This is a genomic window from Nitrosomonas sp. Nm33, assembly GCF_900107265.1.
Lineage (GTDB): Bacteria > Pseudomonadota > Gammaproteobacteria > Burkholderiales > Nitrosomonadaceae > Nitrosomonas.
On sequence record NZ_FNPJ01000049.1, the window covers coordinates 1 to 24,392 of the forward strand.

The following is a 24,392-nucleotide window of genomic DNA, read 5'->3' on the forward strand; positions in this document are numbered from 1 at the left end:
TAGCCGCGGTCAATGTCGTTTTGCCATGATCCACATGACCTATTGTGCCAACGTTTACATGCGGCTTCAATCGCTCAAATTTACTCTTCGCCATGCTATATCCTCATCATCAAAATTACTTCATTTTACAACAGCACCATAACCATGACTATGGTGCCCATGGCCAGAATTGGACTGGCGACCTCTCCCTTACCAAGGGAGTGCTCTACCACTGAGCTACATGGGCAAGCTATATTTACCTTACTCGTATTTCTTTTACCCCATTTGGAGCGGGTGAAGGGAATCGAACCCTCGTCGTAAGCTTGGAAGGCTTCTGCTCTACCATTGAGCTACACCCGCACACTCTAGAAAAACCTACCCACCCCTATAATTTATGGCTAAGTGCTGATTTGCCCGTACTCTAACTGTTCTTTCGGTAATTAAAAATGTGGTGGAGGGGGAAGGATTCGAACCTTCGAAGGCAGAGCCGTCAGATTTACAGTCTGATCCCTTTGACCGCTCGGGAACCCCTCCAAATTAATCTAGCATTATCGATGTATTATAGCTCTAAGTCAATAAATTCATTATTATTCCTATGCAAGTTTAATTTCTGTCGATGTTGAACCCAACGGAGAATCGGAATGAATTAATTTAATATTTTGTGATTATTATCCTTGGAGCATCCCCATCAATTTTTATGCAGAACAACAGAGCCAGGACGAACATCAAAATCTTATAAAGAATCAATCTAAAAATCCGTTTTTCAAATTGACTGCATTTGTTCTAATAATAAAAAAGAGTTGCATATTAAGATTTGCAACTCTCCATTTTCATTGGTGGGTCTGGTAGGACTTGAACCTACGACCAAGGGATTATGAGTCCCCTGCTCTAACCAACTGAGCTACAGACCCATACGAACTACCAACTTACTAAGAAAATACACTATACGCACAATCCGTTCTCTATCGCAGGATAATTAATTTGTGCTCTATAGCATAGCACTTTTTGTGAAACCGACTGTACTTTCATATCTGCCAATTCACAAATTGGTATATTAGCAATTCAAGAATTTTGAATGCTAATATTATATCTCATGTAGCGCGATAGTAAATTATGAGTTACCTGTATCTAAAAAGCTACGTAGGCGATCGGAACGAGCCGGATGGCGCAATTTTCTCAATGCCTTTGCTTCTATTTGACGGATACGTTCACGAGTCACATCAAACTGTTTTCCAACCTCTTCCAAGGTATGATCAGTATTCATTTCAATACCAAAACGCATTCGCAAGACTTTCGCCTCTCGCGGCGTGAGAGAATCTAGCACATCCTTAGTAGCGTTGCGCAAACTAGCATAAACAGCAGCATCAGCCGGCGCTACAGTAGATGAATCTTCTATAAAATCACCCAGATGGGAATCTTCATCATCACCAATTGGTGTTTCCATCGAGATTGGCTCTTTAGAAATCTTGAGAATTTTTCTAATTTTCTCTTCGGGCATCTCCATCTTTTGGGCTAGCAATGCTGGCTCTGGCTCTTGCCCAGTTTCTTGCAGAATCTGACGCGAGATACGATTCATTTTATTAATTGTTTCAATCATATGAACAGGAATTCGAATTGTACGAGCCTGGTCGGCAATAGAACGTGTTATTGCCTGACGTATCCACCACGTTGCATAAGTAGAAAACTTGTAACCACGTCGATATTCAAATTTATCTACAGCCTTCATCAAACCAATATTACCTTCTTGGATGAGATCTAAAAATTGCAACCCACGATTAGTATATTTTTTAGCAATCGAAATCACCAATCGCAAATTAGCTTCTGTCATTTCACGTTTTGCACGCCGTGCTTTTGCCTCGCCAGTGGTCATTCTGCGATTGATCTCTTTCAGTTCCTTGATAGGAATTTTGGCTAGTTCTTGCAGAGAAAGCATACATTGTTGCTGCTCCATAATAGCAGGCATGAAATGCTTTAATGACTGACTACAAGGCTTATTAGACTCAACTTCTGACTTAGTCCAATCTAGATTGGTCTCATTCCCAGGAAAAACTTTGATAAAATAATTTCGTGGCATATTTGCTTTAATGACACACAGATCCATAATTTTCCGCTCGCAGCTGCGAATTTCATTAACAAGATCGCGTTGTGAATCACATAATCTTTCTACCATCTTGGCTGAGAATCTCATAGCCATGAGTTCGGATGAAATTTTTTCCTGAAGAGCCTTATATTTTTTGTCCTCTCGCGAGCCATTTTTTTCGATTATTTTTTGCATTTCGTTATAGGCTTTGCGAATCTCTACAAAACGCTCTAATACATCACTTTTTAACTTAATCAGACTGGCGCTAGCTACCGCAACTCCGTCCTCATCTTCCATGTCATCAGACACAAAATCCTGTTCAAGCGACTCATCAGACATTTCTTCATTTAGGATTCCTTGAGCATCATCATCAAGCAATCCATCAACCAATTCATCAACACGCAACTGATCATTCTCAACCTCGGCTGCCAAATCTAGAATATCTGCAATAATCGTTGGACATGCAGAAATAGCCTGTATCATATGCCTTAAACCATCTTCAATACGTTTTGCTATTTCTATTTCACTTTCACGTGTTAATAACTCTACAGAACCCATCTCACGCATATACATGCGCACTGGATCAGTAGTACGACCAAATTCCGAATCGACACTAGAAAGCGCTGCCTCAGCCTCTTCTACTACATCCTCATCAGTTACAGCAGTCGCTGTATCAGACATTAATAATGCTTCTGCATCTGGCGCCTCATCATGAACAGAAATCCCCATATCATTGATCATGCTAATGACACCTTCAATTTGTTCAGCATCTAGCATATCATCAGGCAGGTGATCATTAATTTCAGCATAAGTCAAATAACCACGTTCCTTACCCTGAACAATCAATTTCTTAAGTCGCATCTTTCTTGCCTCGATATCTTGAGGCGCAGATGACAAGGTTTCCTCAACCATTTCTTCTACATGGTCATTATTCGATGCTTTAATTTTCTTTGATGCTTTCATTTTCGCTGATTTTATCTTGGTTAATTCCGACTGATTAGCAATAATCGGATTTTCTGTATCTGTTTCTTGTGTTAATTGCTTTGTACCCATATTTCAAGTGTCCTAGCAGTCATAACTGCAAAAAGATTCAACCTTTATTTTTGTTACCTTATCTATGTACATCTACTAGTTTTAGCAACAAGGCCTATTTTTCTATTTAAGGACTACTGCTTGCCAAGTTATTAGCTTTTCTCATTTTCTTAGTCACCGCTGACTAGTATTCTAAATTTATTGAAATTTAGATAATATGGACAAATAAATTCTAAATCTTTTGAGTATATCAAAAATTTATCATACCGCAGCTTTTTTAAATTTTTTGTTCCCTTAATCAATGAAAAGTTCAAAATATAATAACTATTTAGATGCTTATTAAGCAATTAATATCCAGATTCTGTATTTCGTTTCTTCCCATAAAGAATTTGATAATAATTTTCTTTAAGAAACAGCTAATTGCTGCAATTCTCGCTTCTCTTCCAAGGTAAGCAAGTTTAGAGGTTTACTATGCAGCATAGCCATTCTTTGTTTGCGATGGATTTCCCCCAATCGCAACAATATTCCTGTAAACTCCGCCTCAATATCCACACCCTCTTCCCACATATTTATTTCTTTCTCTATTTTTTCTAGCAATTCATAGCATGGGTTATCACAGAAACATGCCTTAATCGATGACAATGTTGCATCTTTTAAGTCTTGCGGTGATAAAGTATTTAAAAAATCTACTAAGTCTATCAATAGCGTCTTTTCTTCATTTTGTACACCATATCCTGCCAGCATATCTTTATCTAGCTTCTCGACATATACTGGATCATGCAGGATTAACTGGATTAACTTACGACAAGGTGTTGCTGGTTGTGGTCGCTTCAGATTAGGCTGAGAAAAAGAATCTTTTCGCTTAATTTGCAACAATCTCTCTAATTCGTTTTGGTTAATAGAAGTGAGTTGTGATAATCGCTTTATCAGCATAAGAGCAAAAACTGGAGCGCCTCCTATTTGAGCCAATAATGGTCGTGCATGTTGCACCAAACTAGCGCGCCCTTCGCTGGTTTGCAGATTTACACGTGCAGATAATTCACTATAAAAAAACTCTGATAGAGGTAGCGCCTGATCAAAAAGTGCTTCGAATGATTCTTTACCATACTTACGAACATAACTGTCAGGATCTTCATTCTCTGGCAGAAACAGAAAACTTATATCTTTTCCATCCCGTAATTGTGCCAAACTATTTTCGAGCGCACGCCAAGCTGCTTTCCTTCCCGCTCTGTCACCATCGAAACAAAAAATGATTTTATCTGTTTGGCGCAAAAGCTTCTGGATATGAAAAGGCGTAGTGGCAGTACCAAGCGTAGCAATCGCATAATCGATACCATGTTGTGCAAGCATGACTACGTCCATATACCCTTCTACCACCAAAGCTCGTCCTGATTGACGAATTGCTTTGCCGGCTGCAAACAAATTATAAAGTTCACGCCCCTTTATAAATAAGGGCGTCTCGGGAGAATTCAAATACTTTGGCTCTCCAGTATCTAATACCCTCCCACCAAAGCCAATTATCCTGCCTTTCTGGTCGAAAATTGGGAACATAATGCGATCACGGAATCGGTCATAATGTTTACCATCATCGCCACGTATCACCAAGCCCACTTTCACCAACACATTTTCTGATTGCTTTAACGAATAATCAGAAAATACAGAAGCAAGATTCTGTCGGTTAGCCGGCGCATAACCAATTCCAAAACGAACAGCTATTTCTCCCGTTAAACCGCGCTTTTTCAAATAAGCAATCGCATGTTCAGCATTCTTAAGTTGACTACGATAGTATTGAGCTGCAATTTTCATCGATTCAGCCATGTGTTGTACAGACCCCCCCGCTTTATCTTGCGCGTCTTCTTTTTTGGTAGAAGATAAATGAGATTCAGATACTCGAGAATAAGTTACAACTTGTTGAGCTGGAACTTGCATTCCAGCAGAGGCAGCCAAATTCTCAACCGCATCAACAAAACTCATTCCGTTATGCTCAATCAGAAAATTGATGGCATTACCATGCTTTCCACAACCAAAACAATGGTAGAACTGTTTTGTTGGACTGACTGTAAATGACGGGGTTTTTTCATTATGAAACGGACAGCACGCGCTAAAATTGCCACCAACTTTCCTGAGTGGCACATAACGCCCAATTACATCCGCTATATCTATGCGATTGAGCAACTCTTGAATAAACGATTGAGGAATCATTTATTAAAGTACGCCAATATGTTAGCTGATTATCAATAAAGTTAATAAACTCTTGACTACTATCTCAAACAAATATACTAAGAATAAATGCTCATCTAATAAAATTAAGAAGAAATTTTTTTCTTTACCAACGCTGCTACTTGAGTCATATCTGCACATCCAGTCAATTTAGGCTTTAATAAAGCCATAATCTTCCCCATCTGCTGCTGCCCTGCATCCCCAACCATAGCAATAACTTCGTTCACTATATTATCGACTTCAGCTTCACTCATCATTTGGGGCATATAAGCAAGCAGCACATCCACTTCGTATTTTTCGGCATCAGCCAAATCTTGTCGGTGCGCGGCTTCATATTGCGCGATCGAATCTCTACGCTGTTTAAGCATTTTCTCAACTACTGCAATGATAGCTGTATCAGCTAATTCGATGCGCTCATCAACTTCTCGCTGTTTAATAGCTGCCTGCAGTAGCCGAATAGCATCACGCTTTTTTGAGTCCCCGGCGCGCATGGCAGCCTTCATGTCTTCTGTGATTTTCTGCCTCAAATTCATAACAGAGCAGCCTAACAAGTTTGTCTTACGAACTCTTGATTGACTAATAAAGTTTTTTCGGGAGTAATTGACTGCGCAAACGTTTATAGGTACGCTTAACAGCTGCTGCATGCTTACGTTTACGTTCTGCAGTTGGCTTCTCATAAAATTCGCGCGCGCGCAATTCTGTAAGTAATCCAGTTTTCTCAACCGATCGTTTAAAACGACGCATGGCAACTTCAAATGGTTCGTTTTCTTTAACTTTAACAGTGGTCATAAAACAGTAATCCCTTTCGGTCTCCTTCTATTTCTATTGAATGTTAATAATTCTGCAAAAGCTTACAAATATAACATTATTATTTTCTTTATAAAAGCATGCAGTAAGAAAAGCTTTTGGACGCAATCAACCAGATATCAAGTTAACATTATCTGTGTTTTCCCATTCACCACTTTCTGTTGCCCCCTCTCTAGCCAAAAGGTTTAAAATTGGACACGAAGAGATTCAATATAGTTTCTATTGACACTTAAAATGATTGTACTTGGTATTGAAACATCGTGTGATGAAACAGGTATTGCCCTTTATCACACAGAACATGGTTTATTAAGTCACACGCTATATTCACAAATTGAAATACATAATGAGTATGGCGGAGTTGTACCAGAACTTGCCTCACGCGACCATATTCGCCGTGTAGTCCCGCTTATCAAACAGGCCTTGAAAGAAGCAAATATTTGCTTGAAGGAAGTTGACGCTATTGCCTACACTCAAGGGCCTGGTCTGGCAGGAGCATTATTAGTAGGTGCATGTATCGGTTCCGCACTAGCATTCGCCCTCGAAATTCCAGTACTGAATATTCATCATCTTGAAGGCCATCTTCTGTCTCCTCTATTATCGACACCTTCCCCCTCATTTCCTTTCGTGGCACTCCTCGTTTCTGGTGGTCACACTCAGTTAATAAAGGTAAATGGCATAGGACAATATATATTGCTTGGTGAAACAGTAGATGATGCGGCAGGTGAAGCTTTTGACAAAACAGCAAAACTTCTTGGGCTAGACTACCCCGGTGGACGAGCACTTGCTGAACTTGCCGAACAAGGTCAATCGGGTCGTTTCAAACTTCCTCGCCCTATGCGGTATAGCGGAGACTTTAACTTTAGTTTCAGCGGATTAAAAACTGCTGTATCAACTTTAATAAAAAATCATGATATTACATCCCAGACCTGTGCGGACATTGCACTTGCTTTTCAGGAAGCAGTTATAGACATCCTAGCAGAAAAATCTTTGTCCGCTCTTATGCAGAGTGGTCTTAGTCAACTAGTCGTAGCTGGTGGAGTAGGGGCAAATATCCAATTACGTAAAAGGCTCATTCGTGAAACAACCGACATAGGCGCAACTGTATATTTTCCAGAATTTGAATTCTGTACTGACAATGGTGCGATGATCGCTTTTGCTGGAGCAATGCGTTTACAACAACAAGAGATCAACTACCAACAAACTATGAGCAGCTTCACGGTAAGAGCCAGATGGGATCTAGAGATGTTGTAAGAATTTTCGATTTCAAATCACTATTTGCTTTCTTCCCCAATGCGTGCTTCTCTACCTGCAGCCAAATTGATGATATTTGGTTTATGCCGCCAAAGAAGTAGCAGCGAAATAGTAGTAATGGCCCATACATTTATTTCGAGGCCAAGCAAAATATACGCATAAATTGGTGCAAGCAATGCAGCAACTAGTGCAGACAAAGAAGAGATACGCCAAACCATTGCAACTAAAATCCAGGTAAATATTACCAATAACCCTAACAAAGGATCCAAGCCGAGTAGCACCCCTGCCGATGTTGCCACCCCTTTGCCACCTTTAAAACCAAGAAAAATTGGAAACAAATGACCAAGAAAAACAGCTAATGCAACACCAGCAACTGCTTCGCTTCCCAGCTCCCAAGCTTGTGAAAAATATTTAGCAAGTATCACTGCCAGCCACCCTTTGCCAGCATCACCCAATAATGTCAAAACTGCCGCTATTTTCTTGCCGCTACGCAACACATTTGTTGCGCCGGGATTTTTCGAGCCATATGTTCTCGGATCAGGCAATTCAAATAACCAACTTGCTACAACCGCAAATGAAATTGAGCCCAGTAAATAAGCTGTTAACAACAATAGTCCTATTTCCATATCATCACCAAAATAGCGCCCCTTTTATAAATAGACTAGAATTGCTATAACAACACATAAAAATATTTCTTTAATTTATCCAACCAAGGTTATAGATCATATTTAAATCCTAATAATGGATATCATCTTTCTTCACGACTTCAAAGTTAAAACGCTGATTGGAATTTATCCATGGGAAAAAAAGATTGCTCAAACAATCGAGCTTAACCTTGAAATTGCCCTCCCAACCAATCGCGCTTGTTTTACTGACAATCTTGAAGATGCGCTGGATTATTCTCTAATTACCAAGCGCATCAATGATACTTTAGCTACCAAGCAATTCTCTTTACTTGAGGCATTAGCTGAGCATATTGCTCAAATTATTTTGACAGAGTTTAATTCTCCTTGGGTGAAAGTAAGTGTCGCTAAACTCGGCATTATTCAAGGGATAAAAAAGCTTGGTGTGTGTATTGAACGAAAATCATTGCCCTCCTAGCCTATCTTGCTACCCGTATATCCAATTTATTCTATTTGGTCAGCAGCAATTCTCTTGATCTCAAGGTAACTTTAAACGATGCTTGCCCAAATCTTTAACATATTCTATATCGCGTCGGATCAGGAATTTCTGCTGCCAAAAATCCTGCCTTGCGTATGCGACAGGCATCACATAGACCACAAGCAAAGCCACTTTCATCAGCCTGATAACATGATACAGTCACAGCATAATCAATCCCTAGTTCTACCCCTAAACAAATAATTTCTTTCTTAGAAAGATTAAGAAGTGGCGCATGCAGCGTCAGCTTATTCCCCTCTCTAGCAGTTTTGGTTGCAAGGTTCGACATTTTCTCGAAGGCTTCAATATAATCTGTCCGACAATCTGGATAGCCAGAATAATCGATAGCATTAACACCGATAAATATATCGTGACTTTCGAGCACTTCAGCCCAGGCTAAAGCTAAAGAAAGCATGATCGTATTTCTGGCGGGAACGTAAGTGACAGGAATACCTGTGATTATCCCTTCAGTAGGAACCGCAATAGATTTATCAGTAAGAGCAGATCCTCCCAATACGCTCAAATTAACGCTTATAGTTTGATGTGCCTGTACACCCATGGATTGGCCGATCTTCAGTGCTGCTGCTAACTCTGATGGATGACGTTGTCCATAATCAATACTTAACGCATAACATTCAAATCCTTTGTCGCGAGCAATAGCAAGTGTCGTTGCAGAATCCAGGCCACCCGATAAAAGTACGATAGCTTTTCTCATAAAACCGTATATTGTCAAAGGAAGAATAGCTCTCAGAAATGTATTTGCTGAATCTTCACCGCCCTGCTACCTCTCCCCAGAGTATTTTATGAAGTTGAAGCTGTAATCTAACCGGTAAACGATCCTTTAATATCCATTCAGCAAGCTTGGTTGGGTCGAGTTGACCATATACCGGCGAAAATAATACCGGACAAACCTGATCGAGACATCGTTCGTAAAATATATCAACTGCCCATCGATAATCTGCTTCGTCACATAAAACAAACTTCAATTCATCTTGGTCAGTTAAATAATCGATATTAGACCAACGATTCTTCGCGACCTCTCCTGACCCAGGTGTCTTAATATCAACGATCTTGGAAACTCTTTTATCCACTTTGGATATATCAAGTGCGCCGCCCGTTTCAATCGATACTGAATAGCCTGTATCACATAATACTGTTAACAGTGTCAGACAAGCTTTCTGCGCCAGTGGCTCACCTCCAGTAACCGTAATATAACGAGATGCATAACTTGAAGCTTCATTCAGTACATCGGCGATTGACATATTCTTGCCCCCTGAGAATGCGTACTCAGTATCACAATATCCACACCGTAACGGGCAGCCAGTCAAGCGAATAAACACTGTCGGCAAACCAATGCGACTGGTTTCTCCTTGTACAGAATAAAATATCTCACTTATACGCAATACTTCTGCTTCGGTTTCTTGCATAGGATGTTGTCGTAGCACAGAAGGGAAATGCATTACATCTTTAGAGACAGCTTTAACAGCTGCCTCTTTCATTGTTAAATCTTATTTTAAGTTAGCAAGACGTCGTCTAGCTTTTTCAGCTGCTTCACTATTGGGATATTTTGTGATTAAGTTTTGCAATGTTGTTTTGGCTGCGGCAACCTCAGTCATTTCTATTTGACAACTCGCAATATTAAGCATGGCATCAGGTGCCTTTCCACTATTCGGATAATTCTCGATTAGTTTTTGCTGGGCCCTGATGGCAGAACTAAAATCACGTAATGCATAATAAGCATTACCAATCCAATAAGCAGCTCCCGGTGCTAAATTAGAAGCAGGATAACGTGTAAGAAAATTCTCAAACTGAGTGATCGCTCCCGAATAATCACCTTCTTTGAACAAATTATAGCTTGCGTTATAAGCATCGCGCTCTGATAGGTCTGTAGGCTGGTTTTTAGGTTGCGCTACACTACTTGTTCCACTCGCTGGCGTGGTAGAAGGAACCGTTGTAACTGTTGTCTCTGGTGGAGAGCCCAAGCTAATCGAGGTATCGCGAGATGCTGGCTCTACCTGCTTCAATCGGTTATCCAAATCTAGATAAAAATCCTTCTGCTGTTTTTTCAAAAGCTTATTTTCTTCATTCAGTATTTCAATTTGCCCATGCAGTTTTCCAAGCTCAATTTTAAACGCTTCGATCTGGGTATAAAGCTCTAATATCGCCTGATTTTTAAGGGCTTCCTCCATGCTGACAATACGCGCATCCATCTCTTGCACTTGTTTTTGTAACATTTCTATTTGCTCACGGGCCTGTGCGTCATCAAATAGTCCCGCGAAACTTACATTATAACTAAACAAAAACAATAGGATAGAAGCACGTATCAACATTATTATTCCCCTTGATAAAGAATATCAGCCCGACGGTTCTCAATCCATGAAGACTCATCACGACCTGCAGCACGAGGCTTTTCCTCACCTAAGCTTACTGCCTCGATCTGATGATCACGAGCGCCCGAAAGCAGCATAGCATTCTTTACGCTATCCGCCCGGCGCTGACCAAGCGCAAGATTATACTCACGGCTTCCACGTTCATCGGTATTACCCTGTAGCAATACCCTGGCATTTGAGTTATCCCGTAGATACCTAGCATGTGCCAGCACCAAATCTCTGTATTCGTTTTTTATTGTATAGCTATCAAAGTCGAAATAAACACTCCGCCGAGAAAGAATGTTAGATGGATCTCGTAATGGATTCATGCCAAACCCACCCGCCCCCGCCCCCGCTCCCATACCCTCTTGTGCACCCGCACCCATCCCGCCACCACCCATAGTTCGGTCCTCCAACTCACTTGTAGGCTGTGTAGTTTTGCTTGCGCACGCTGATAATAAACAGATTATCAACACACTCAAAAATTTTTTCATTTTTTACCTTATAAAATTAATTAATAAAATTGCCTGTACGCTGCGATTTCAACAAAGGACCCCAAACTGGTTCTCTGATATCACCAGTTTGTGAGGTAAGACGTTGTTTTGTTTGTCCATCGCTCGAAACGGCGGATAATATACCACGCTCGCCTATTTCGGTAGCATATAAAATCATCTTGCCATTAGGAGCAAAGCTAGGAGACTCATCAAATTTTGAATCGGTTAGTATTTGTACTTGTCGCCTAGCAAAATCTTGTACGACAACATTAAATCTGCCACCATGACGATGAATGTAAGCAAAACTTTTTCCATCGGGGCTATAACGCGGGCTTACGTTGTAGCTTCCTTCAAATGTTAGGCGTTCAGCTGTACCAGCTTGATTTCCTGTTATCGCCATTCGGTATATTTGTGGACTACCTCCCCGATCAGAAGTAAAAATAATCGATCGGCCATCCGGCGAGAAACTTGGTTCCGTATCAATTCCTGAACTTTGAGAAAGTCTTTGTAATCCACTTCCATCTGCATTAATCAAAAATATTTGTGATCCACCATGCATAGTCAATACCACAGCTAGCTTACTTCCATCGGGAGACCAAGCTGGCGCACTATTACTACCCTTAAAATTAGCGACAGCTTTCCGCTCACGCGTCGACAGTGTCTGGACATAAACAACAGGCTTTTTGTTTTCAAATGAGACATAAGCAAGTTTACTACCATCGGGTGACCATGCAGGGGAAATAATGGGCTCGGTATATTCGATTACAGATTGAGCATTATGGCCATCAGAATCAGCTACCTGCAGAGCATATTTATTGCCCTGTTTCAATACATAAGCAATACGAGTGCTAAATACCCCAATATCGCCAGTCAATGCTTCATAAACGATATCAGCAATACGATGGGCGACAGCGCGTAGCTGATCGGCCGAAACCGTACTTGCAAATCCAGTTAACTGGGCCTGCTTTGCAACATCCATCAAGCGAAAGCGTACCTCAATCCGTCCATCGGGTAGAATTGTCGTATTGCCTATCACGAGCGCACTTGCTCCTCGACTCTGCCAATCCGCATAAGCAATCTCTTCCGGTTCATGAGGTGTATGACCCAATGAATCAACCAGTCTAAATAAACCTGTGCGCTCCAAATCAGCTGCTACTACTGTGGTTATACTCTGCGGAAGTCTTGATTCAGCAGAAAACGGAACAATAGTAATAGGAATTCTGGTTGCACCTCCACCAAATATTTCGATATTAAGTGCAGCATTTAGCGGCGCATGCATAATCGATAACAATAAAATAAGTGCATAAAAGGGAGCACGATGTAAGTAATTTTGCATAGCAGCAACTCTCAAAAAAATTGCGTTCTGTAAAAATCAAAACGATTCACGATAATGTACTGTGAGATTAAAATCACGAAATTCTCTGAATAACGTTGAATCTGGCGGTATAGGTAATGGTGTGGATAAAAAGATAGCTCTTTCCACCGCTTCATCAAATGCAGGATAACCACTGGTTCTGCGTAACACTACGTTTAATACCTCCCCTCCTGGTAAGAGTGTCACTCTGTATTCAACCACTGGATTGCCGGGCAGATTGGGCGGCATGACAATACGACTTCTGATTTTTGCTTGAATCATTGCCTTATATTTAGCTATTTCATCCATTTGCTTGGTTTTCTCCGCAGCAGCTTTCTGTGCAATGGCTTCTTGTTCACGTCGTTGTTGCTGCTTGATTTCTTCAGCCTGTTGCTGTTCCTTGAGCTGCTTCTCTTTCTCTTGTTCACGTCGTTGCTGCTGCTTGATTTCTTCAGCTTGTTGCTGCTCCTTGAGCTGCTTCTCTTTCTCCAGATCAGTTTTTTTCGTTGTTTCCTTAGCAGCCTCTAGTTTTGCTATCTTCTCCTTGATTGGTTCAGGTTTAGGAGGAGCCTCTTTCACTGGCTCAGGCTGCTTCGTAGCTTCCTTTGTAGGCTGAGGTTTTACCGTTTTTTCCTTGATCTCAGTAGCCGGTTTTTGAGGCGGCGACGGAGCATCTGCCTTGACTGATTCGGGTTTAGGAGGAGTCTCTTTCACTGGCTCAGGCTGCTTCGTAGCTTCCTTTGCAGGCTGAGGTTTTACCGTTTTTTCCTTGATCTCAATAGCTGGTTTTTGGGGCGGCGACGGAACATCCGCCTTAACTGGTTCAGGTTTAGGCGGCGTCTCTTTCACTGGCTCAGGCTGCTTTGTGACTTCCTTTGCAGGTTGAGGTTTTACCGTTTTTTCCTTGATCTCAGTAACCGATTTTTGGGGTGGCGACGGAACATCTGCCTTGACTGATTTAGGTTTAGAAAGAGTCTCTTTCACTGGCTCAGATTTCACTTTGGCTGGTGTTTGTTGCACTGGCTCAGGTCGCGGCGGTGTTTCTCTAACAGGAGCAGGCTTAATTGGCTGTGGTAAATCACTCCACAAATCAACAACCATCCTTTCAGGCGGATTATTTTTCCAGCTTAAGCCAAAAACCATGAATGCAAAAAAAATAATATGCACTAGCAAAGCTAGTACTGCAGCCCGAAATAATCCAGGTTCTGGATAGGAAGCATCTCGCCAAGCAGTCACATTCATCGTCACTTACGTTCTTATCTGGGTTTTGTAAGCAGCCCAACCTTATTGACTTGTTCTTGCTGTAATATATCCATGACATTAATCACTTCTTCATAGCGAACATTTTTATCGGCTGCAATCACGACAGGTTGTTCAGTATTTTGTGCCTGTTTATTTTTGATCGCCTTTACAAGTTCGCTACGACTCATTTTCTGCTCGCTACCCATTTTGCTACGGTCACGTAATGTCAGGCTACCATCCGCAGCAATAATAACTTCCAAAGGTTCAACTGGGGCTGTCGACGATTTGCCGATTTGAGGGAGTTCAATTTGACCAGGATGAATAAGTGGGGCTGTAATCATGAAAATAACCAACAACACCAACATTACATCAATATACGGCACGACATTGATTTCGTTCATTAGACGACGTTTAGTACGACGATTTATCATGGGATGGCTACAATCCTCTTATAATTTTGCTGCTCGCCGTTGCAACACATTCGATAGCTCTTCCATAAAACTCTCATAGCGTGTTGCTAATTGACTCGTATCACTTGCATAACGATTATAGGCAATAACCGCAGGAATCGCCGCAAACAAACCCATTGCCGTTGCTATTAGCGCTTCTGCAATACCTGGCGCAACATTCGCAATGGTCGCCTGGGTTAAATTGGATAATTCACGAAATGAATTCATAATACCCCAGACCGTACCAAACAAGCCAACATAGGGACTTACTGATCCTACAGTAGCTAGAAAAGACAGATGGGATTCCAGTCTGTCCATTTCACGTTGATAGGCAGCACGCATTGCACCCCGTGTACTATCCATCATCGCACCAATATCCATACCGGCTTGATGCTTGGTAAATTCACGAAACCCTGCTTCAAAAATACGCTCCATGCTACCTGCCATGTCACGCGCACCTGCTGCTCGGTGGTAAAGCGCGTTAAGATCTACTCCTCTCCAAAAAGTATTCTCAAACTCGTCACTTTGTTTAATCGCCAATCTAATCGCAAACATCTTACGAAAAATAAACCACCATGATAGCAATGACGCAATCAATAAAAGCAGCATTACCAGTTGTACAGGCAAGCTAGCGCTGCTAACAAGGTGAAAAAATGATAAATCTTGAGTTACAGTTGTATTCATAATAATTTATTTCTCGATTTTTTGACGAAGCGGCGTAGGTACACTCACTGGCTTGAGACTTTCCACACCAACACATACCACATGAATAATTGCACTGACCAACATGACCTGATCTCGCAATACTTGTTGAAATAATGTGATGCGGCTTCTACCTATCTCTGTTACTTGAACTGTAACATGCAGCAAATCATCGAGAAGCGCTGGCTTGAAATACTCTATATTAAGTGACCGCACCATAAAAATCGTTTTATGCGCTCGAATTAATGTATCAACCGAAAACCCCATTTCTCGCAACCATTCGTAGCGGGCGCGTTCCATAAAATTAAGATAATTCGCATGATAGACAACTCCCCCTGTATCGGTGTCCTGATAATAAACGCGCACTGGATAGGAAAAGATATGATCCGATAAAGCAAATTGTGTTTGATGTTCGAAGCTCATTTTTAATCTATTGTTTACAAAATTTTTTATCAATATTTCAACATTCACTCCATAGATCATCCATTAGACTATTCTTCGGAGGAATGACATTAAAATGCTGATAAGTAATGGCTGTTGCCATACGGCCGCGCGGTGTACGTTTCAAGAATCCTTGCTGAATTAAATAGGGCTCCAAAACATCTTCAATTGTGTCACGCTCTTCATTGATTGCTGCGGCAAGATTATCTATACCTACTGGGCCACCTTCAAATTTTTCCAGAATAGCCAGTAATAGCTTTCTATCTAATATATCAAGCCCTATCGCATCCACATCCAGCATCTTTAGAGCTGCATCTGCCACGGGTTGCGTAACATGTCCTTCAGCCTTGATTTCAGCAAAATCTCGAACTCTTCGTAACAACCGGTTCGCAATACGGGGTGTACCACGTGATCGACACGCAATTTCCTTTGCACCTTCAAAAGAGATTTTGACATTCAGCAACCCTGCTGAACGCATTACGATTTTACTTAACTCATCGGCGGTATAAAACTCCAACCGTGACACAATACCAAAACGATCTCTTAGCGGATTTGTCAGCATTCCTGCACGGGTAGTAGCCCCTACCAGCGTAAAAGGCGGTAAATCAATCTTAACTGAGCGAGCAGCTGGTCCTTCCCCAATCATGATATCAAGCTGATAGTCTTCCAGTGCAGGATAAAGAATCTCCTCGACTACCGGCGCGAGTCGATGAATCTCATCGATAAACAGTACGTCATTAGGCTCAAGATTAGTTAGCAAAGCGGCTAAATCACCTGATCTCTCCAATACTGGACCCGATGTTTGGCGCAAATTAACACTCATTTCTCTAGCAATGATATGCGCCAATGTCGTTTTACCCAAACCCGGAGGACCAAACAACAATACGTGATCTAAAGGCTCCCTTCGTCGTCGTGCTGCTTCGATGAATATTTGTAGTTGCTCTCGAATCTTTTCTTGGCCAACATATTCCTCAAGCTGCCTGGGGCGTAAGGCGCGCTCTAATACTTCTTCTTGAGAAGAAAACGATGTTGTAGCAATAATTCGATCTGTCTCAATCATTCGACTATCCAGAAAATGCACTATTTTCCTTTTGAAAGGAGCTTTAATGCTTGTTTGATGCCATCTGAAACAGTGATATTGCTGGGTAATTGTCTGACTGCCCAATCCACTTCTCGGTCATTATAGCCCAGCGAGCGCAACGCATTCAGTATGTCACTATCACTTCCTGCGGAAACGGCTACTGCATCAAAATTGTTTGTATCAAAATCAAGTTTGTCCCGCAACTCTAAAAGTAAACGTTCAGCAGTTTTTTTTCCTATTCCTGGAATTCTGGTAAGTCGTACAGTATCTTGGGTGGCTACTACTTGATGTATATCTGACACACTTAATCCGGACAATAGAGCCAAAGCCGTTCTTGCACCCACACCAGAGATTTTCATTAGCTGACGGAAAACAAAACGCTCAGCCTCAGTACCAAATCCAAACAATAAATGAGCATCCTCCCTGACGATAAATTGGGTATAGAGGGTCACAGCTTCTCCAATCGCAGGGAGATGATAGAACGTACTCATTGGAACATCGATTTCATAGCCAATTCCTTGTACGTCTACCATTACTAGGGGAGGGCGTTTTTCAAACAATACACCTGTTATTTTTCCTATCACACCACTCTTCCGTTCTTTAAATGGTGATATATGCTCGCAAGTGTACCCACTCCACCATGAGCATGACAAATCGCGCAAGCAAGCGCATCAGACGCATCGATACCGGGTTTTCCTTCCAGCCTTAATAATCTTACAACCATCTCCTGGACTTGCTCTTTTCTGGCATGTCCCTTACCAACTACGGCCTGTTTGATCTGCAGTGCAGTATATTCAGATACTTCAAGATTATTAAGCACAGCAGCAGAAATTGCTACACCACGTGCTTGTCCAAGTAATAAAGTTGATTTTGGATTAATGTTAACAAAAACTTGTTCTATTGCGACATGTTCGGGAGCATGCTGCAGAATAATGTGGTTAAGACCGTCAAGAATCAACTTCAAACGGGGTGGTAACTTATTGTCTGAGGATGTTTTGATACAGCCGCTGCTCACATAAGTCAATTTGCAGCCAATTTTATCGATTATCCCAAAGCCAGTAATATTCAAACCGGGATCTATACCAAGAATACGAATTTCCTCACCTTCCCTCCAAATTACTCAACAAGGACTGCAGTAGTATAAACCTCCTGTACATCATCAATATTTTCTAACGCATCTAATAGTTTCTGCATTCTGACCGCATCATCCCCAGTCAACACAGTCTCGTTTGTCGGTTTCATAGTGACTTCAGCAAGGTCAGCTTTAAAGCCAGCTTTTTCCAGTTCAGCTTTAACTGTAATGAATTCATAAGGTGCAGTAATAACTTCCATACTATTATCTTCATTACTAATAACATCTTCAGCTCCTGCTTCCAGTGCCACTTCTATTAAACGCTCTTCATCCGTTCCGGGTGCAAAAACCAATTGGCCACAATGCTTAAACAGAAATGAAACTGAGCCGTCGGTACCTAAATTACCGCCATATTTGGTGAAGGCATGACGCACATCAGCAACAGTCCGCGTCCGATTATCTGTCATGCAATCTACCATGATTGCAGCACCAGCCACTCCATAACCTTCGTAACGGATTTCTTCATAATTCACCCCTTCCAGATCGCCACATCCACGCTTTATCGCGCGTTCGATGTTGTCTTTAGGCATATTGTGCTCATATGCCTTGTCAATAGCGAGCCGTAAGCGAGGATTGCTCCCTGGGTCAGCTCCCCCTAACCGAGCTGCAATAGTTATTTCCTTGATCAGCCGAGTAAAAATTTTGCCACGCTTGGCATCCTGGGCAGCCTTTTTGTGTTTAATATTAGCCCACTTGCTGTGACCTGCCATTGATTTCCCTTCTTATTGAAAAGTATACAATCCTATCATCCCATACCCTATGAATAAAGCAATCACGGTTTAAACAAGCTTGATCTGCATTAAAAGATATTTTCGAAAAGTAGAATTACAAATATTTCTAAATTTTATATCAGAGGCCAGAATACTAGAATATATAAGCAGTTTGAAAGGTTATTGCTAATCAACCCAATTATAAAAATACATCAAATTGTAATTGCTCAATCCTGCAAGTTGTTTCAATAATTATAACTAATCTATGTTTGTTAAATATCCAATGGTATAAGGTAGATACAGAGAACCATCTATTCTCTATTTACTGTATTAAAAATTCCCTTAGCAATAGATTAGTAAAAATCATTCTCTTTTTTCTTTGCGTCCATCTCATGGTTTCTTTCATTTTAAAAGTATAAAATAACCCAAGATGCGATGATCGCTAAAGAAATTTTCTCCATCAACTATTCAACTGTTACTGCCTTTGCTAAATTTCTCGGTTTATCTACATCAGTGCCTTTCTGCAAGGCAACATGATAAGCCAGTAATTGGAGAGGGATAGTATGCAGGATAGGACTTAACATTCCCGCATGCTCCGTTAATCGGATAATATGCACTCCCTCACTCTCCTGAATTTGTGAATCAGCATCAGCAAAAACATATAGTTCCCCACCCCGTGCTCGAACTTCCTGTAGATTCGATTTAAGCTTCTCCAATAATGCATCATTAGGTGCAATGGCAATCACGGGCATGTCCTTATCAACCAGAGCAAGCGGACCATGTTTAAGCTCACCAGCAGCATAACCTTCTGCATGGATATAGGAGATTTCCTTGAGTTTGAGTGCACCTTCTAAAGCAATAGGATAATGCACTCCACGCCCAAGGAACAATGCATGACGTTTTTGAAAGAACTTAGCAGCCCAATCCATCACTTGCTGCTCGATCTGCAGCGCAAGCTGGATAGCAGTAGGCAAATGCCGCAATGCTGCAATCATTTTTTGCTCAAACTTGTCAAAAAATTTATTACGGAGCTTGGCTAATGTCACAGTCAATAGCATCAATGCAGCCAATTGAGTTGTAAATGCCTTGGTAGAAGCCACGCCTATTTCAGGTCCTGCACGCGTAAGAAAACAGAGATCTGTCTGGCGTATTAATGCACTCTCAGGAACATTACAAATAGCCAAACTTTTCTGGTGTCCCAGTGATTTAGCATAATTAATTGCAGCCAGTGTATCTGCCGTCTCACCCGACTGGGAGATCCCTATAACAAGCGTATTAGCATCTGCAATCGGATCACGATAACGATATTCACTCGCAATCTCTACACTACACGGTAATCCTGCCATGGTCTCCAACCAATATTTGGCAACGAGGCCAGCATGATAGCTTGTACCGCAGGCCAATATCAAAATACCATTGATATGCCTAAAAACTTCCTCAGCTTCATTACCGAACAATTGTGGAGAAATGGAATGGGCATTTAATACCATTTCCAATGTATTAGCGACTGCTATTGGTTGCTCAAATATTTCCTTCTGCATGAAGTGCGTGTATGGGCCCAACTCCACTGCATCACGAGTAAAATTACTCTCTTGAACAGGACGGATCACCTCTTTACCTCTGGAACTACTAACACAATTCAATATGCGATAGCCATCACGATATAATTCTGCTACGTCTCCCTCTTCTAGATAAATCATGCGCCGCGTCACTTGGACTAATGCGAAAGCATCCGATGCAACATAGTTTCCCTCTGTTCCTATCCCTAGCAATAATGGCGCGCCATTCCGGGCAACTACAATATGATCCGGTCGTGTTTCTTCTATTACAGCGATAGCATAGGCGCCATCTAATTCTGCGATAGATAAACATACTGCCTCAAGCAAGTCATCTGTTCTCTTGAGATTCAATGAGATAAGGTGAGCGACTACTTCAGTATCGGTGTCCGAAAAAAACTCAAATCCCTCAGATTGCAGGCGTTGGCGTATTGCCTCATAGTTTTCGATAATTCCATTATGGACAACAGCGATTTTCTTTTCATTCCCTGAAAAATGTGGATGCGCGTTACGCTCACCAGGTTCGCCATGAGTTGCCCACCGCGTATGGGCAATACCAGTAAATCCTTGTGTTTTGTGAGTATGAACAAGTTTACCTAGTTCAGCCACGCGCTCGGTAGTACGCAATCTGTGCAATTTTTCATTTGCAACAACGATCCCTGCAGAATCGTAGCCCCGATATTCGAGTCTTGACAAACCTTCTAGTAAAACCGGCACTACGTCGTGTTTAGCGATAGCTCCCATTATTCCGCACATAAAATCCCTTTCACGCTATGTTTTGTTTTTTTGAGGCCGTTTCCAGCCAGTAATACTGACTTGTTTTGAACGAGACAGCGTTAATTGATCTTCAGGAGTATCACGGGTAATTGTAGAACCTGCACCAATGGTAGAACCTCTCGCTACTCTTACCGGAGCTACCAGTTGCGTAGCTGAACCAACAAATACATCATCCTCAATAATAGTCTGATGCTTAAAAGCACCATCATAATTACAAGTTATCGTTCCAGCACCAATATTAACCTTTGTACCAATTATCGCATCACCTATGTAACTAAGGTGATTTGCTTTGCTACCCATGCCAATACTACTATTTTTTACCTCGACAAAATTACCAATATGGGATTCATCAGAAAGCCTAGTTCCTGGACGGATACGCGAATAAGGTCCCACGTGACAACTTTTTCCTATCTCCGCACTTTCTATCAAGCTAAACGGAAAAATTGTCGTTCCTGAAGAAATAGCGACATCCCGTAAAATGCAATGTGCCCCAATTTTAACGTCATCACCAAGTTGCACAATCCCCTCAAAAATACAATTGATATCTATTTCAACGTTGTTACCACAAATAAGCTGTCCCCGTATATCAATTCGGGAAGGATCCAAGATCATCACACCTTGCTTCAGAAGATTATTTGCATGTTCATACTGCGCAATACGTTCTAGCTTAGCTAAATGCGCTTTACTATTAACTCCCAGTACTTCCCAGCTATGAACTGGATGAGCAGAATCTACCTCAATACCTGCTTCAACGGCCATCGCAACAATATCAGTAAGATAGTATTCACCTTGAGAATTCTTATTTTGCAGCTTCGGCAAAAACTCATGTATAAGTGAATTGGGCAATACCATAATACCTGTATTGATTTCCCGGATTTCAAGCTGTGACTCACTGGCATCCTTTTCCTCGACAATGGCTTGAATCGTACCTGTTGCTTGATTTCTGATAATTCTTCCATAGCCAAAAGGTGCGTCTAATTCTGTTGTCAATAAGATAAGATTGTTTTCGACGGCTTTTGCGATCAGTCTCTCCAGCGTATCAACTTTTATTAGAGGCACATCACCTAACAATACAAGTGTTACTCCCTCAGCATCCAGGTATGGTAAGGTCTGCAATAAAGCATGACCAGTACCCAGCTGAACTTCCTGCTTCGCCCAAATAATTTCATTGTCATTGATAACCCTCGGCACCCTTTCACCACCATGCCCATAAACTACACAGATTTTTTTAGGTAATAGCGCTCTGGCAACATCAAGTACGTGCTCTAATAAAGGTTTTCCAGCCAATACATGCAATACTTTAGGCTGTGATGATTGCATTCTTTTACCAATTCCAGCGGCCAAGATAACTATATTTAGATTAGTCACAACTGCATGTTCCTCTCAAAATTTTGCTTACATTTTCTGCAAATTCACATTGATTAGCACTACTATCTAGTTGACTCTGACTTATTGATAGATTAGGCCTTGACTTTCGAAATACGCAGCTGCCTCAAGAACGGCTTGGGATCACGGACTTGTGGAGCAACAATCCCTGGAGTTTCTCTATATTGTTCTGCTAGCAATTTCGCTACCAGGACGATCAGCGCCAGCGCCTCTCCTTTTTAACCGATATTCCAGAGCAACGACAATTGGCACCTTGCCTGCGTAGCAATCACTGCCACACCGCGAGCTGAACAGCCTTCTTCTCCAATATGAATATGAAATCCCGTCATCTAGCTAGAGTTAATCGGCAGTTCGTGTCAAAAATATTCTTCCTATAACACCACTTTTCCCTAGATGCCAGTCAATCTTCTCAGCCGCTACAGCGCATGGCACTGTCAAACATCTTCTTCAGTCGTATGTGAGAAAGATCGTCGCAGGGGCTACGTCCTTGTTGCTTTAGCTTTTATCGAATTAACTAGAAATTAGAGATCAACAATTTGAATTAAAAGCAACTATCTATCATGAGCAGTGTTTACGCATTCATACTCTGAAAGCCCACTCATTGCTTGATTCATTGGATTTTATATTTGGCATAGATATCAACCGCTTAACACAATTCGATAACATAGTCTTACAAAATTATCCCTTATACCCGTTAGGGTTAGCACTTTGCCAGCGCCATGAATCTGCACAGGCATCTTCAATAGTTTTCTGGGCTTGCCAGCCTAATATAGATTGCGCCAGGCTTGAGTCAGCATAACATGCTGCAATATCACCCAGGCGTCGATCAGCAATTTTATAGGGTATTTTTACGCCACTTGCATGTTCAAACGCATTTACAAGCTCAAGCACGCTTGTGCCTTTACCAGTACCTATATTTATTGCGCGGTACTTGTTCGGTGTAGCAGGTATGCTAAGAGCTGCCTCGTGTGCTTTTGCAAGATCGGCAACATGAATGTAGTCTCGTACGCCTGTACCGTCGCGGGTAGGATAATCATTGCCAAATACAGAGAGCTCCTTGAGCTTGCCAACTGCAACCTGGCTAACATAGGGCATAAGGTTGTTTGGTATATCGCTTGGGTCTTCACCGATCGTTCCAGATTTATGTGCACCAATTGGATTAAAATAGCGCAGTGCGGTAATTTGCCAGTCGTTATTAGTTATCACAAGATCCATGAGCATTGTTTCGATAATAAGCTTTGTTTGGCCATAGGAATTGGTAACCTTTGCGGGAAGGGTGGCAGATTCTTTGATCGGTACGCTTGCTGGATCGCCATAGACGGTAGCTGATGAACTGAAAACCAGTTGCTTTACATCATGAGATTCCATAATCTCTAATAGAGAGACTGTAGAAATAAGGTTGTTATTGTAATACTTAAGTGGTACTTTGACCGATTCGCCAACTGCTTTAAGGCCTGCAAAATGAATAACACCGTCTATTTGATGTTTTGAAAATATTTCCTCAAGTGCTTGCTTGTCTCGTACATCTTTTTCGTAAAACGTGAGCGCTTTACCAACAATTTTCTCTGTTCGAGTAACCGCTTCTTTACTACTATTTGATAAATTATCAATGATTATGACATCGTGTCCATTGTTTATCAGTTCGATAATGGTGTGGCTACCAATATAGCCTGCGCCCCCTGTGACGAGAATATTCATAATGTTATATTTATATGCCTCTAAACAATTTTCAGTTTAATCTCATTTTCATTCTTGTCCAAAGCAAATTATAGCGTTGGGATCATCAGAAGAATAGGCTATCGGTAAGTCAATCTCATCTTACTGAGAAGCTAAGAGACTCAAGGTGAAAGTATCATGCAGCATGTTCAACCGAATAACTCAAGCCTATTGTACGAATCAACTTTAAACCTAGATTTTTTAGTTGGGCGGGATGGAGTGTGTGGTTTTGAAAGTGCAGGATAAGGCGCAACCCATCCCAGAGCGAAAACGCTCAGAAGGTAAAAATGAAATTTAAGGAAAAGTCATTATATTCATAATATTAACCCCAGAATGAGCGATCAACCTAGAAATCTAGGTAACGTGAGTTCGACATAAGAATCACAACCCTACAAGTGGAAGAGCTTGAGTGAATCTGATATTAAGTGAAGGTTTCTTCTCGCGGAACGTGTAAGC

At 41.4% G+C, this 24,392-nt stretch carries 24 protein-coding genes and 4 tRNA genes; 2 read left to right on the forward strand and 26 right to left on the reverse strand.

Going from position 1 to position 24,392, the window contains the following annotated elements; translation table 11 throughout:
- From BLV54_RS10275 to rpsU, 9 genes are all read right to left on the reverse strand, one after another.
- A partial coding sequence (locus tag BLV54_RS10275; RefSeq protein WP_090570040.1) for a GTP-binding protein occupies positions 1–94 on the reverse strand: 94 nt, incomplete at its 3' end.
- 57 nt (positions 95–151) lie between these two features.
- A tRNA-Thr gene (locus tag BLV54_RS10280) sits at positions 152–226 on the reverse strand.
- 39 nt (positions 227–265) lie between these two features.
- Positions 266–339: transfer RNA gene (locus tag BLV54_RS10285), tRNA-Gly, on the reverse strand.
- An 89-nt stretch (positions 340–428) separates the two neighbouring features.
- Positions 429–513, reverse strand: a tRNA-Tyr gene (locus tag BLV54_RS10290).
- A 300-nt stretch (positions 514–813) separates the two neighbouring features.
- Positions 814–890 (reverse strand) — tRNA-Ile (locus tag BLV54_RS10295).
- A gap of 200 nt (positions 891–1,090) precedes the next feature.
- Entirely contained in the window at positions 1,091–2,971 is a 1,881-nt protein-coding gene (gene rpoD, locus BLV54_RS10300) for an RNA polymerase sigma factor RpoD (protein WP_256329381.1), read from the reverse strand.
- Between the two features lie 525 nt (positions 2,972–3,496).
- The gene (gene dnaG, locus BLV54_RS10305) at positions 3,497–5,293 is read right to left on the reverse strand and encodes a DNA primase (RefSeq protein WP_090571384.1); all 1,797 of its coding nucleotides are present in this window, start codon (positions 5,291–5,293) and stop codon (positions 3,497–3,499) included.
- 104 nt (positions 5,294–5,397) lie between these two features.
- On the reverse strand, positions 5,398–5,844 hold the full coding sequence (locus BLV54_RS10310) for a GatB/YqeY domain-containing protein (RefSeq protein WP_090571386.1): 447 nt from the start codon (positions 5,842–5,844) through the stop codon (positions 5,398–5,400).
- Between the two features lie 43 nt (positions 5,845–5,887).
- Positions 5,888–6,100 (reverse strand): 30S ribosomal protein S21, encoded by a 213-nt coding sequence (gene rpsU, locus BLV54_RS10315; RefSeq protein ID WP_046848865.1) that lies wholly within the window; start codon positions 6,098–6,100, stop codon positions 5,888–5,890.
- A 252-nt stretch (positions 6,101–6,352) separates the two neighbouring features.
- Between rpsU and tsaD the strand changes: the two genes are divergently transcribed.
- Positions 6,353–7,369, forward strand: a complete 1,017-nt coding sequence (gene tsaD / locus BLV54_RS10320; protein ID WP_090571388.1) for a tRNA (adenosine(37)-N6)-threonylcarbamoyltransferase complex transferase subunit TsaD — start codon at positions 6,353–6,355, stop codon at positions 7,367–7,369.
- A 20-nt stretch (positions 7,370–7,389) separates the two neighbouring features.
- On the opposite strand, the gene plsY is transcribed toward tsaD, so the two are convergent.
- A complete protein-coding gene (gene plsY, locus BLV54_RS10325; protein ID WP_090571390.1) occupies positions 7,390–7,995 on the reverse strand; it encodes a glycerol-3-phosphate 1-O-acyltransferase PlsY in 606 nt (201 codons plus the stop codon).
- A gap of 115 nt (positions 7,996–8,110) precedes the next feature.
- Here plsY and BLV54_RS10330 point away from each other — a divergent pair, with 115 nt between their 5' ends.
- Entirely contained in the window at positions 8,111–8,470 is a 360-nt protein-coding gene (locus tag BLV54_RS10330) for a dihydroneopterin aldolase (RefSeq protein ID WP_090571392.1), read from the forward strand.
- Positions 8,471–8,564: 94 nt separating this feature from the next.
- On the opposite strand, the gene queC is transcribed toward BLV54_RS10330, so the two are convergent.
- The 16 genes from queC to galE form a co-directional block, all read right to left on the reverse strand.
- The gene (queC, locus tag BLV54_RS10335) at positions 8,565–9,242 is read right to left on the reverse strand and encodes a 7-cyano-7-deazaguanine synthase QueC (protein ID WP_090571394.1); all 678 of its coding nucleotides are present in this window, start codon (positions 9,240–9,242) and stop codon (positions 8,565–8,567) included.
- A 55-nt stretch (positions 9,243–9,297) separates the two neighbouring features.
- Complete coding sequence (gene queE / locus BLV54_RS10340) at positions 9,298–9,954, reverse strand: 7-carboxy-7-deazaguanine synthase QueE (RefSeq protein ID WP_090571421.1); 657 nt, start codon at positions 9,952–9,954, stop codon at positions 9,298–9,300.
- 81 nt (positions 9,955–10,035) lie between these two features.
- A complete protein-coding gene (ybgF, locus tag BLV54_RS10345) occupies positions 10,036–10,857 on the reverse strand; it encodes a tol-pal system protein YbgF (RefSeq protein WP_090571396.1) in 822 nt (273 codons plus the stop codon).
- 2 nt (positions 10,858–10,859) lie between these two features.
- A complete protein-coding gene (gene pal / locus BLV54_RS10350; protein WP_090571398.1) occupies positions 10,860–11,390 on the reverse strand; it encodes a peptidoglycan-associated lipoprotein Pal in 531 nt (176 codons plus the stop codon).
- 16 nt (positions 11,391–11,406) lie between these two features.
- Positions 11,407–12,726, reverse strand: coding sequence for a Tol-Pal system beta propeller repeat protein TolB (gene tolB / locus BLV54_RS10355; protein ID WP_090571400.1), 1,320 nt, complete (start codon positions 12,724–12,726; stop codon positions 11,407–11,409).
- 36 nt (positions 12,727–12,762) lie between these two features.
- The gene (locus tag BLV54_RS10360) at positions 12,763–13,986 is read right to left on the reverse strand and encodes a cell envelope integrity TolA family protein (protein ID WP_090571402.1); all 1,224 of its coding nucleotides are present in this window, start codon (positions 13,984–13,986) and stop codon (positions 12,763–12,765) included.
- A 14-nt stretch (positions 13,987–14,000) separates the two neighbouring features.
- A complete protein-coding gene (tolR, locus tag BLV54_RS10365) occupies positions 14,001–14,417 on the reverse strand; it encodes a protein TolR (protein ID WP_176969742.1) in 417 nt (138 codons plus the stop codon).
- Between the two features lie 18 nt (positions 14,418–14,435).
- A complete protein-coding gene (tolQ, locus tag BLV54_RS10370; RefSeq protein WP_090571404.1) occupies positions 14,436–15,119 on the reverse strand; it encodes a protein TolQ in 684 nt (227 codons plus the stop codon).
- A 6-nt stretch (positions 15,120–15,125) separates the two neighbouring features.
- Positions 15,126–15,560, reverse strand: coding sequence for a tol-pal system-associated acyl-CoA thioesterase (ybgC, locus tag BLV54_RS10375; RefSeq protein WP_090571425.1), 435 nt, complete (start codon positions 15,558–15,560; stop codon positions 15,126–15,128).
- 37 nt (positions 15,561–15,597) lie between these two features.
- Positions 15,598–16,638: a Holliday junction branch migration DNA helicase RuvB gene (gene ruvB / locus BLV54_RS10380; protein WP_090571406.1), complete on the reverse strand. Its 1,041-nt coding sequence runs from the start codon at positions 16,636–16,638 to the stop codon at positions 15,598–15,600.
- A gap of 20 nt (positions 16,639–16,658) precedes the next feature.
- Complete coding sequence (gene ruvA / locus BLV54_RS10385) at positions 16,659–17,243, reverse strand: Holliday junction branch migration protein RuvA (RefSeq protein WP_090571407.1); 585 nt, start codon at positions 17,241–17,243, stop codon at positions 16,659–16,661.
- Positions 17,240–17,755: a crossover junction endodeoxyribonuclease RuvC gene (ruvC, locus tag BLV54_RS10390; RefSeq protein WP_090571409.1), complete on the reverse strand. Its 516-nt coding sequence runs from the start codon at positions 17,753–17,755 to the stop codon at positions 17,240–17,242. Before ruvC ends, ruvA begins: the two co-directional genes overlap by 4 nt.
- A 20-nt stretch (positions 17,756–17,775) precedes the next feature.
- Positions 17,776–18,501 (reverse strand): YebC/PmpR family DNA-binding transcriptional regulator, encoded by a 726-nt coding sequence (locus tag BLV54_RS10395; RefSeq protein WP_090571411.1) that lies wholly within the window; start codon positions 18,499–18,501, stop codon positions 17,776–17,778.
- A gap of 464 nt (positions 18,502–18,965) precedes the next feature.
- A complete protein-coding gene (gene glmS / locus BLV54_RS10400; RefSeq protein WP_090571413.1) occupies positions 18,966–20,813 on the reverse strand; it encodes a glutamine--fructose-6-phosphate transaminase (isomerizing) in 1,848 nt (615 codons plus the stop codon).
- Positions 20,814–20,828: 15 nt separating this feature from the next.
- Positions 20,829–22,202, reverse strand: a complete 1,374-nt coding sequence (gene glmU / locus BLV54_RS10405; protein ID WP_090571415.1) for a bifunctional UDP-N-acetylglucosamine diphosphorylase/glucosamine-1-phosphate N-acetyltransferase GlmU — start codon at positions 22,200–22,202, stop codon at positions 20,829–20,831.
- Positions 22,203–22,898: 696 nt separating this feature from the next.
- The gene (gene galE, locus BLV54_RS10410; protein ID WP_090571417.1) at positions 22,899–23,918 is read right to left on the reverse strand and encodes a UDP-glucose 4-epimerase GalE; all 1,020 of its coding nucleotides are present in this window, start codon (positions 23,916–23,918) and stop codon (positions 22,899–22,901) included.
- Between the last annotated feature and the right edge of the window lie 474 nt (positions 23,919–24,392).

Excerpts from the sequence above, each read along its gene's own strand:
- rpoD (WP_256329381.1), bottom strand. The coding sequence starts at position 2,971 with ATGGTTGAGGAAACCTTGTCATCTGCGCCTCAAGATATCGAGGCAAGA.
- dnaG (WP_090571384.1), bottom strand. The coding sequence starts at position 5,293 with ATGATTCCTCAATCGTTTATTCAAGAGTTGCTCAATCGCATAGATATA.
- BLV54_RS10310 (WP_090571386.1), bottom strand. The coding sequence starts at position 5,844 with ATGAATTTGAGGCAGAAAATCACAGAAGACATGAAGGCTGCCATGCGC.
- rpsU (WP_046848865.1), bottom strand. The coding sequence starts at position 6,100 with ATGACCACTGTTAAAGTTAAAGAAAACGAACCATTTGAAGTTGCCATG.
- tsaD (WP_090571388.1), top strand. The coding sequence starts at position 6,353 with ATGATTGTACTTGGTATTGAAACATCGTGTGATGAAACAGGTATTGCC.
- plsY (WP_090571390.1), bottom strand. The coding sequence starts at position 7,995 with ATGGAAATAGGACTATTGTTGTTAACAGCTTATTTACTGGGCTCAATT.
- BLV54_RS10330 (WP_090571392.1), top strand. The coding sequence starts at position 8,111 with ATGGATATCATCTTTCTTCACGACTTCAAAGTTAAAACGCTGATTGGA.
- queC (WP_090571394.1), bottom strand. The coding sequence starts at position 9,242 with ATGAGAAAAGCTATCGTACTTTTATCGGGTGGCCTGGATTCTGCAACG.
- queE (WP_090571421.1), bottom strand. The coding sequence starts at position 9,954 with ATGCAAGAAACCGAAGCAGAAGTATTGCGTATAAGTGAGATATTTTAT.
- ybgF (WP_090571396.1), bottom strand. The coding sequence starts at position 10,857 with ATGTTGATACGTGCTTCTATCCTATTGTTTTTGTTTAGTTATAATGTA.
- pal (WP_090571398.1), bottom strand. The coding sequence starts at position 11,390 with ATGAAAAAATTTTTGAGTGTGTTGATAATCTGTTTATTATCAGCGTGC.
- tolB (WP_090571400.1), bottom strand. The coding sequence starts at position 12,726 with ATGCAAAATTACTTACATCGTGCTCCCTTTTATGCACTTATTTTATTG.
- BLV54_RS10360 (WP_090571402.1), bottom strand. The coding sequence starts at position 13,986 with ATGAATGTGACTGCTTGGCGAGATGCTTCCTATCCAGAACCTGGATTA.
- tolR (WP_176969742.1), bottom strand. The coding sequence starts at position 14,417 with ATGATAAATCGTCGTACTAAACGTCGTCTAATGAACGAAATCAATGTC.
- tolQ (WP_090571404.1), bottom strand. The coding sequence starts at position 15,119 with ATGAATACAACTGTAACTCAAGATTTATCATTTTTTCACCTTGTTAGC.
- ybgC (WP_090571425.1), bottom strand. The coding sequence starts at position 15,560 with ATGAGCTTCGAACATCAAACACAATTTGCTTTATCGGATCATATCTTT.
- ruvB (WP_090571406.1), bottom strand. The coding sequence starts at position 16,638 with ATGATTGAGACAGATCGAATTATTGCTACAACATCGTTTTCTTCTCAA.
- BLV54_RS10395 (WP_090571411.1), bottom strand. The coding sequence starts at position 18,501 with ATGGCAGGTCACAGCAAGTGGGCTAATATTAAACACAAAAAGGCTGCC.
- glmS (WP_090571413.1), bottom strand. The coding sequence starts at position 20,813 with ATGTGCGGAATAATGGGAGCTATCGCTAAACACGACGTAGTGCCGGTT.
- galE (WP_090571417.1), bottom strand. The coding sequence starts at position 23,918 with ATGAATATTCTCGTCACAGGGGGCGCAGGCTATATTGGTAGCCACACC.